The 6955-nt window shown below is 73.1% G+C and carries 5 protein-coding genes; 4 read left to right on the top strand and 1 reads right to left on the bottom strand.

Annotated features, from left to right (window positions below; all coding sequences use genetic code 11):
• The first annotated feature begins 174 nt into the window (after window positions 1–174).
• Both ACYVID_RS06290 and ACYVID_RS06285 read left to right on the top strand, forming a co-directional pair.
• Window positions 175–1509 carry an HNH endonuclease signature motif containing protein gene (locus ACYVID_RS06290; RefSeq protein ID WP_460735486.1) on the top strand — a complete coding sequence of 445 codons (1335 nt, stop codon included), beginning with the start codon at window positions 175–177 and terminating at the stop codon, window positions 1507–1509.
• Window positions 1510–1625: 116 nt separating this feature from the next.
• Entirely contained in the window at window positions 1626–2045 is a 420-nt protein-coding gene (locus tag ACYVID_RS06285) for an NUDIX domain-containing protein (protein ID WP_460735484.1), read from the top strand.
• Between the two features lie 177 nt (window positions 2046–2222).
• Here the strand turns inward: ACYVID_RS06285 and ACYVID_RS06280 are convergent, their stop codons facing one another.
• On the bottom strand, window positions 2223–4436 hold the full coding sequence (locus ACYVID_RS06280; protein WP_460735482.1) for a molybdopterin-containing oxidoreductase family protein: 2214 nt from the start codon (window positions 4434–4436) through the stop codon (window positions 2223–2225).
• A gap of 34 nt (window positions 4437–4470) precedes the next feature.
• Here ACYVID_RS06280 and ACYVID_RS06275 point away from each other — a divergent pair, with 34 nt between their 5' ends.
• Together ACYVID_RS06275 and ACYVID_RS06270 are read left to right on the top strand one after the other, a co-directional pair.
• Complete coding sequence (locus tag ACYVID_RS06275) at window positions 4471–5256, top strand: enoyl-CoA hydratase/isomerase family protein (protein WP_460735480.1); 786 nt, start codon at window positions 4471–4473, stop codon at window positions 5254–5256.
• Between the two features lie 128 nt (window positions 5257–5384).
• Window positions 5385–6905, top strand: coding sequence for an ATP-dependent DNA ligase (locus tag ACYVID_RS06270; RefSeq protein WP_460735478.1), 1521 nt, complete (start codon window positions 5385–5387; stop codon window positions 6903–6905).
• Window positions 6906–6955 lie beyond the last annotated feature (50 nt).

The raw sequence follows: 6955 nt of genomic DNA, 5'->3' as shown, positions 1-6955 counted from the left end.
GATGAGGCTTCGCCAGGCTCTTATGAGGTCATGTCCGCCCGGCCGGCGAGCGGGACCCCGAGGGTCGGACGGTCCAATTGATAGTCAGGCCAGCAGGCCGACAGTCGGTGCCGGAGTCACGACCCTCAGGGCCTGAACATCATCAGTGTCGGTGGTGGGTGGAAGAGTCTGGTCATGGCAGGGCTCGGGCAGCACCAGGTGGACCGCGGGATCGCGGTCATCGATGAGGTGCTGAGCGGCCTGGGTGAGGTGTCGTTGCTGGGCCTGGACGCGGAGGCCGCGGGTGTGTCGCTGGTCGCGCTGGCGCGGCTGGAGGCGCGGGTGGCTGAGCTGAGATTGAGGGTGCTGGCCCACGGCGTCGAGGTGGCGGTGGAGCGGACCTGTGGCGCGACGACGACGGCGACGTGGTTCGCCCACGCCACCCGCACCACGGTGCGTGTCTCGCGTCGTGCGGTGTTCTTCGCCGAGGCGCTGGGGCGCTACGGGGTGCTGCGGGTGGGGATGGCTGCGGGTGGGGTGAACCTGGAGCAGGGCGAGGTCATCGCCCGCGCCCTGGACGCGATCCCGGCCGAGGTGGCCTCGTGGGTGCGGGTGGAGGCCGAGCAGACCCTGGTCGACCTCGCTGCGCGTCACGACGCGCAGCATCTGCGGGTCCTGGGGGAGCGGATCCTGCACGTGGTCGCGCCCGAGGTCGGGGAGGCCCACGAGGCCAAGCAGCTCGCTGACGCCGAGGCCGCGGCAGAGAAGGCCACCACCCTCTCGCTGACCCCCGACGGCGCCGGGAAGGTCCACGGCCGGTTCACCATCCCCGAGCTGCATGCCGGGATGTTGCGCAAGTTCTTGATGAGCCTGGTGGTTAGCCACCAGGACCCCGGCTCCGCCACCGACGTGGGTCGAGGTGTGGGGAGCGCCAGCGACGAGCCGCGAGACCCCACCGCCACCGGTGCGGTCGATGAGCCGACGGACCCGCTGCAGCACGAGCCCCAGCCCCAGCGGCGGGCGACCGGCCACGAGCTCGGCCAGGCGTTCTGCGAGCTGTTGGAGCGCCTGGACGGCACCGGGCTCCCGGAGACTGCCGGCACCGGCGCGACGGTGGTGGTGACGATGACCCTGGAGACCCTCACCGGTGGACTGGCTGCGGCCACGGTGGACACCGGTGACCGGATCGCCGCCCAGACCGCACGCAGGCTGGCGTGCGAGGCCGGGATCATCCCCGTGGTCCTTGGCGGGAGGCGGCAGGTGCTGGACCTGGGCCGACGTCGACGCCGCTTCACCCGCGCCCAGCGGATCGCACTCGTCGTGCGGGACCAGCGCTGCACCGCGGTGGGGTGCCAGACCGCTGCCTGGTTCTGCCACGCCCACCACGACGACCCCTGGGCACGGGGTGGACCCACCGACCTGGCCAACGGTCGCCTGCTCTGCCCCGCGCACCACCGACGGGTCCACGACCCCGCCTACGACCACCACACCACAGTCGACAACAAGGTCGAGTTCACCCGGCGGACGTGATCCTCCCGTCGCACCGCTGAACATCCGCTCATGCCGATGTGCGGTCGCTGGCGCGCCTCGACCGCCAGCAAGGTTCGTGTCCACCCGCGCCCCATGTTCTTGTGCAGACTGTCCCTATGCGTGAACGCGTTGGTGCCATCATCGAACGCGATGGGATGGTCCTGATGGTGCGACATCGCTCGAAGGACTCAAGCGGCCGTCATGTCGGGCATGACTACCTGACGCTGCCGGGCGGCGGGATTGAAGGCGGCGAGACACCGTCCGACGCCGTCACTCGGGAGGTTGCCGAAGAGGTCGCTTTGCAAGTGACGCACGCATCGTTCCTCCGGCGGATAGAGCACCGCGAACGCGAGCACCCCGGCGCGACGAGTCTCTTCTACGTTGCTGTCGCGGATGGGTCACCACGTTTGGGCTCGGACCCGGAACTGACTTGCGACTGTCCGCGCCTTGTGGGCCTCGAATGGATTCCCGCCCCCAGGCGAGCGGACTGGCTCGGTGAGCACGCGTGGTCGCACCTCAAGGTTCGACCCTCGTAGTCGTGTGCTCTGCCCAAGCGCGCTCATCTGCCGCGAATCGTGCGTGCTTCTGCCGATGAACCGACGCACGGCAGGGCTTCGTTCCTAAGCGGCGTGGGCCGACTGCAGAACAGCAGCGCCTCTTGCCACCTGTCGTGCGCGCACGCTCGCGCGGAGCAGCCCTCGCACGAGCGCCGCTCAGGCCGGCTCGACCGCGACCGGGATCCCGTTGAGCAGCGCCATCCCGGCCAGGTGCTCCACGTCCTCGACGCGCGAGGAGGCCAGCTCGTTGCTGTTGGCTCCTCCCGCGGCGTTGGCGGTGCTCCAGCCGGCGGCGTGGCCCCAGCCGTGCGGGACCGCGATCGTGCCCGGGCGCACCTCGTCGGTGAGGTGGGCGAGGGTCTCGATGGCGCCGACCGCGGAGCGGATCCGCACGGTGGCGCCGTCGACCACCCCGGCGACAGCGGCGTCGTCGGGGTGGATGCGGGCGGTGTGGCGGCGGTTGCGGCCCTTCATCAGCGTGGGGCTGTTGTGCATCCAGGAGTTCTGCGAGCGCATCTCGCGCAGCCCGATCATCCGCAGGGGGTACGCCGGGTCGCGGGTCTCGTGCAGTCCCGACCGGAGCCGGTCCCACTCGGCCGCGAGCCGCGGCGGCGCGAGGTCGACCTTGCCGTGCGGGTGCCGGACGACCTCGGGGAGTCGACCGCCGCGGGGCGGCGGCAGCATCCGTCCGCGCGGCAGCCGGCGTAGCGCGCGGAGGCTGAGCCCGCCACGGCGCAGCCCGAACCGGTCACCGTGCGGACCCGTGCGCAGCAGCAGGTCGACCAGCGTCCAGGGGGTCGTCCGCAGGCCGACCCGGCGGGCGGCGTACCGCAGCGGGGCGGTGAGGGTGCCGAGCCAGGCCGGCAGCAACAGCGTGATCCCGGCGCGCCGTGCGACCTCGTCGATCACCTCCCACTCGGGCCGCGCCTCGCCGGCCGGCGCCAGCACCGCGGTGGTGTGCTGCACGTGCGGCCACGGGCTGGAGGCGACGATCGCGAACGGCACGTCCTCGCGCTCGAGCCAGGTGGTCGCGGGTAGGACGTAGTCGGCGTGCCGGTTGGTCTCGTTGACGTACAGGTCGAGGGAGACCAGGAGGTCCAGCTCCTCGAGCGCGTCGGCGAGGTCCGGTCCGTCCGGGCTGGTGAGCACCGGGTTGCCCGCCAGCACGAACAGCGCGCGCAGCTGTCCCGGGCCCGGGGTCCGGATCTCCTCGGCCATGATGGCGGCCGGCCAGGTGCCCATGACGTCGGGGAAGTCGCCGACCCGGCTGCGCTGCGCGTCGTAGGTCAGCCGACCTGCCTTCTCGGCGACCTCCTCGAACGGCACGACCGCCTGCCCGAGCAGGACGCCGCCCTCGCGGTCGAGGTTGCCGGTCAGCAGCGCGAGGGCGTCGATGAGGACGCTGGTCAGCGTCGCGTGGCGACCCAGGCAGGAGCCGGTGCGCCCGTAGACCGCGGCGCGGGGTGCCGCGGCGAGGTCGCGGGCGAGCGCACGCACGGTGCCCGGGTCGAGGCCGGTGCGGGCGGCGGTCACCTCCGGCGGGAACGCGGCGACCGCCGCGAGCAGCGTCTCGACCCCGACCGCCTGCTCCACGACGGCGTCCCAGGCGACCAGGTCCTCCTCGGCCAGCACGTGCAGCATCGAGGCCAGGAGTAAGGCGTCGGAGTCCGGCTCGATGGACACGTGCTCGTAGGCACGGGCCGTCTCGCTGCGCCGGGGGTCGACCACCACGACCCGGCCGCCGCGGGCGGTGATCGCGGACAGGTGCTCCTTGACCCGGGGCGCACGCACGCCGCTGCCGCGGGAGACCAACGGGTTGGCGCCGACCACCAGCAGGAAGTCGGTGGAGCGGAGGTCCGGGTAGGGCACCTGGGAGATCGAGTCGTAGAGCAGCTTGCTGGCGACGTACCGGCTGTTGATGTCCTGGCTGCCCACGGAGTACTGGTGGCCGGTGCCGAGCGCGGTCATCAGCGCCCCGGACCACAGCGCGGCCGTGACGTTGAAGCCCACGGGGTTGCCGAAGAACTGCCCGACCGCGGTGCCGCCGTGGGTGTCGACCACCGTCCGCAGCCGGGTGGCGATGTCCTGGAGCGCCTCGTCCCAGGTCACGCGCTCGAACTCCCCCGGTGCACCGCCGGCGACCCGGCGCAGCGGGTGCAGCACCCGCTCCGGGTCGTGTTGGACGTCGCCGAACGCGAGGCCCTTGGGACAGGCGTACCCGCGGCTCAGCGGGTGCTCCTCGTCGGGGCGCAGCGAGACCAACCGCTCGGCCCCCGGCTCCCCCTCCACCGTGGCGACCAGCCCGCAGAGGGGCTCGCAGATGCGGCAGTAGGTGAGGGCGGTCCTGGACGTGGGCGGCGTGGACGTCACGCGCACATACTGGAACAGGTTCTAGTGTGCGTCCATGGTCCTGCAGATCCACGACGACAAGCGCGTGCGCACCCTGGTCCTCGACCGACCGGAGGCGCTCAACGCCTTCAACATCGCGTTGTACGACGCCACGGCCGCCGCGCTGAGGGCCGCCGCCGAGGACCCGGGTGTCGCGGTGGTGCTGCTGACCGGCAACGGTCGCGGGTTCAGCGCGGGCACCGACCTGCTGGAGATGGCGCAGATCGCCGCCGATCCCGACTTCGACCAGGGCGACGGCGGGTTCACCAACCTCGTCGACGCGCTCGTGGACTTCCCCAAGCCGCTGGTCGTCGCCGTCAACGGCATCGGCCTGGGCATCGGCTGCACGATCCTCGGCTTCGCCGACGTGGCCCTGATGTCGAGCACGGCGCGGCTGAAGTGCCCGTTCACCTCGCTCGGCGTCGCGCCGGAGGCGGCGTCGTCCTACCTGCTGCCGCTGCTGCTCGGCCGGCAGGCGGCCTCGTGGCTGCTGCTGTCGGCGGAGTGGTTCGGGGCGCAGGAGGCCCTGGAGATGGGCCTGGTCCGGCAGGTGTGCGAGCCCGACGACCTGCTCCCCGAGGCCCGCCGCCACGCCGAGCTGCTCGCCTCGCGCCCGATCTCCTCGCTGATCGCGGTCAAGCGCACCGTCACCGCTCCCCTGCGCGCCGGCATCGACGCCGCCCGCGAGCGCGAGAACGCCGCCTTCGCCGAGCTCCTGGGCGGCCCGGCCAACGCCGAGGCGCTCGCCGCCTTCGCCGAGGGCCGCGAGCCGGACTTCACCTCCCTGCCCCCGGGCTGGTGACGCCCACTCGGCGCTGGTCCGAGGGTGACTCGGCGCTGCTTCGAGGGTGACTCAGCGCTGGTCCGACCCACCCGGTGACCGCCGCACGGGGGTGGGCCGCCGTCGGTGGCCGGTGCTTGGCTGGTGGCGTGCTCCTCCTCGACCTGGTCACCACCTCCGCCGCCGTGGCCGCGACCCGCTCGCGCAAGGCCAAGGTCGCGGCGATCGCCGAGCTGCTCTCGCGCACGGAGGACGAGGAGGTCGAGACCGTCGTCTCGTACCTCGGCGGCAAGCTCCGACAGCGCCGCACCGGCGTCGGCTGGCGCTCGCTCACCTCCCTCCCCGACCCGGCCGCCGAGCCGTCGCTGACGGTCCTCGGCGTGCACGACGCGTTCGAGTCGCTCTCGGGCCTGTCCGGGCCCGGGTCGACCGCCGCACGGACGGCCGCCGTCACCGACCTCTTCTCCCGCGCCACCGAGCCCGAGCAGGCCTGGCTGCGCGGCATCGCCACGGGCGAGGTCCGCCAGGGCGCGCTCGACGCGCTGGTCCAGGAGGCGGTCGCGCTCGCCGCCGACGTCCCGCTGGCCTCCGTACGCCGGGCCGCGATGCTCGCCGGGTCGACCGTCGCGGTGGCCGGTGCGGCGCTGCGCGAGGGCGAGGCAGGGCTCGCGGCCTTCGTCCTCGAGGTCGGCCGCCCCGTGCTGCCGATGCTGGCCTCCTCGGCGACCGACGTCGCCGCGGCGATGGAGAAGGCCGGGCCCGACGGCGCACCGGTGGCGGTCGACACCAAGCTCGACGGCATCCGCGTGCAGGTCCACCGCGACGGCGACGACGTGCTCGTCGTCACCCGCTCCCTCGACGACATCACCGAGCGGCTGCCCGAGGTGGTGGCCGTCGCCCGGCAGCTGCCGGCGCAGCGGTTCGTGCTCGACGGCGAGGCGCTGACCGTGGGCGAGGACGGCCGGCCCCGGCCGTTCCAGGAGACGGCCTCCCGCACCGCGCAGTCCGCCGGCGCCCGGGTCACCCCGTTCTTCTTCGACGTGCTCCACCTCGACGGCGAGGACCTGATGGACAGCCCCGGTTCCGCCCGGGCCGCTGCCCTGGCCCGGCTCGTCCCGCCCGAGCACCGCGTCCCGCGCGTGGAGACGGCCTCCGTCGAGGAGGCGGAGGCGTTCGCGTCGGCACAGCTGGCCGCCGGCCACGAGGGCGTCGTCGTGAAGAGCCTGCTGGCGTCGTACGACGCGGGGAGGCGGGGTGCGGCGTGGGTGAAGGTCAAGCCGGTCCACACCCTCGACCTGGTCGTGCTCGCCGTCGAGTGGGGCTCGGGGCGCCGCTCGGGGAAGCTGTCCAACATCCACCTGGGAGCGCGCAGCGCCGACGGGGGCGACGAGCTGGTGATGCTCGGCAAGACCTTCAAGGGGATGACCGACGAGGTGCTGGCCTGGCAGACCGAACGCTTCCTCGACCTGGAGACCCACCGCGAGGGACACACCGTCTTCGTCCGGCCCGAGCAGGTCGTGGAGATCGCCTTCGACGGGGTGCAGCGCTCGACCCGCTACCCCGGCGGCGTCGCGCTCCGCTTCGCGCGGGTCGTGCGCTACCGGGAGGACAAGGGGCCCGGGGACGCGGACACCCTCGAGACGGTCCGGGCGCACCTCGCCGGCTCGTGAGCCGGGCGTGACGTTGGCGTCACACGCGTGCAACTCCGAGTTGCACGTGC

Source organism: Nocardioides ginkgobilobae (assembly GCF_054781275.1).
The sequence above is the reverse complement of the archived record's forward strand: the minus strand, read 5'-3'. Positions and strand labels throughout refer to the sequence as shown.